This is a genomic window from Psychrobacter sp. FME13 (assembly GCF_014861395.1).
Lineage (GTDB): Bacteria > Pseudomonadota > Gammaproteobacteria > Pseudomonadales > Moraxellaceae > Psychrobacter.
In genome coordinates, this window is sequence record NZ_RRYV01000282.1 from 1 (window position 1) to 1,595 (window position 1,595).

Genomic DNA, 1,595 nt, shown 5'->3' on the forward strand with positions numbered 1-1,595 from the left:
CCTTAGATATTGATGAAAGAAATAAATATGGACATCAACTATTGGATCAAGAAAAGTTTGCTATGACGGAGATTATTGATTTAGTGATTAATGATCACCAGAAAGCTGCTGCAATACTAGATCAGCTTTATCAACAATATTCAGTTAAAGTTAAGAATAATGACGTATTGAGTGATGGTAAAACGCTGCATAGCTATGTTCGCTATAACGGCATATTGTTTGAGCTGTGGGGTTTAAGTAGAAATACACATCCTTTGGAAGTATGTAATTTCAATATGCTAACAACGCTGACAATCAATTAGAAATTGAACATGATTAAGCTTAACCCCTGCTGTCAAATCCGTAGATATTATAATCTTGGTGACAAACCAGTCACCATCACTGGGCATACAGATAACGTCGGTAACCCTACTGCCAACTTAGCCTTATCCAACGATCGTGCAGAAGCAGTTAAGCAATATCTGATAGGTCGTAACATCGATGCAACACGCCTCAGTACGACAGGTAAAGGAGACGCAGACCCTATCGCTAGCAATGACAATGAAGAAGGGCGTACTCGTAACCGCCGTATCGAATTTACACTCGAAGAATAACATTACCGTCGAATAACGTTGCCACACGTAATGATAATGGCAGACAAACACTTATCTTTTGATGTCAGCTCTCAAAGAAATATGATGCCATTGTACCAAGAATAGGAACACTACCATGTTACGCTTGACCAATACCGTGCTGCCCATGCACCCTGATAGGTTATATGCCAGTGAGGGCAATACACAAGCCCTCTATCCAAGTGCGCAGCAAGACATCAGTGCCCATCAAGCGTGGCAAAATAAGCTGATGCAAGCATCTTGTGAAAACGATATCATCGCCCAGTTAAACCCCAACGGAAATCAACAACATCAGCAGCATGGTATCGACACTTACGTATTGCAAGTCTATATTCATGAACGTCACCACCCTCCCTTTACACCGCTCACTGACTTAATCGGTAGCACCATAACCTTAAGCTTTGATACCCCAAGCGGCCTAGCTTATCGTCATCTATATCTGACTGCCGTGCATCAATTGGATCACGATGGCAGCTATGGCTATTATCGTCTGCTCGCACAACCACTTACCTATCGCTTACATCAGCATCCACGTTGTCATATAGACACTAACCTATCGGTACAATCAATGGTGGCAGAACGCACTGCTACTCTAGAGATAGAAACCATCGATGATAGTAATAGTGAAGACGCCAGCTGGACACCTGTACGCATGACCCAGTGGCAAATCAGTGACTGGGCGCATATTTGTGAGCGTTTATCACGTCAAGGACTAACCGCCTATCTACGATATGAGCAAACGGATGAACATACACCGCCAAAGCTCGTTATCACTACAGCCTATCCAAGCGAGAGTGATGGTGTTAGCGCAAATATCGGTGCGCTACGCTATCAGCAAGTATTACACGACCGCGTACATGCACCAGTGTTAGCACTGAGTGAGCAAATCATCACTCAGCCAAGCTCTATAACGATGCAGCGCTTTAATAGTTAGGACTTACGCAAAACCAGAGATATATTGCCAACCTAAAGCATAGCGTAGTA

General features: G+C 43.3%; 3 protein-coding genes. All 3 read left to right on the forward strand.

What is annotated here, in order from left to right:
• Nucleotides 1-302 (forward strand): hypothetical protein (locus EI164_RS16005; protein WP_192520972.1); only part of this gene is annotated, 302 nt, incomplete at its 5' end.
• 9 nt (nt 303-311) lie between these two features.
• Nucleotides 312-593 carry an OmpA family protein gene (locus tag EI164_RS16010; protein ID WP_192520973.1) on the forward strand — a complete coding sequence of 94 codons (282 nt, stop codon included), beginning with the start codon at nt 312-314 and terminating at the stop codon, nt 591-593.
• A gap of 115 nt (nt 594-708) precedes the next feature.
• On the forward strand, nt 709-1,545 hold the full coding sequence (locus tag EI164_RS16015) for a contractile injection system protein, VgrG/Pvc8 family (protein WP_192520974.1): 837 nt from the start codon (nt 709-711) through the stop codon (nt 1,543-1,545).
• Nucleotides 1,546-1,595: the final 50 nt, after the last annotated feature.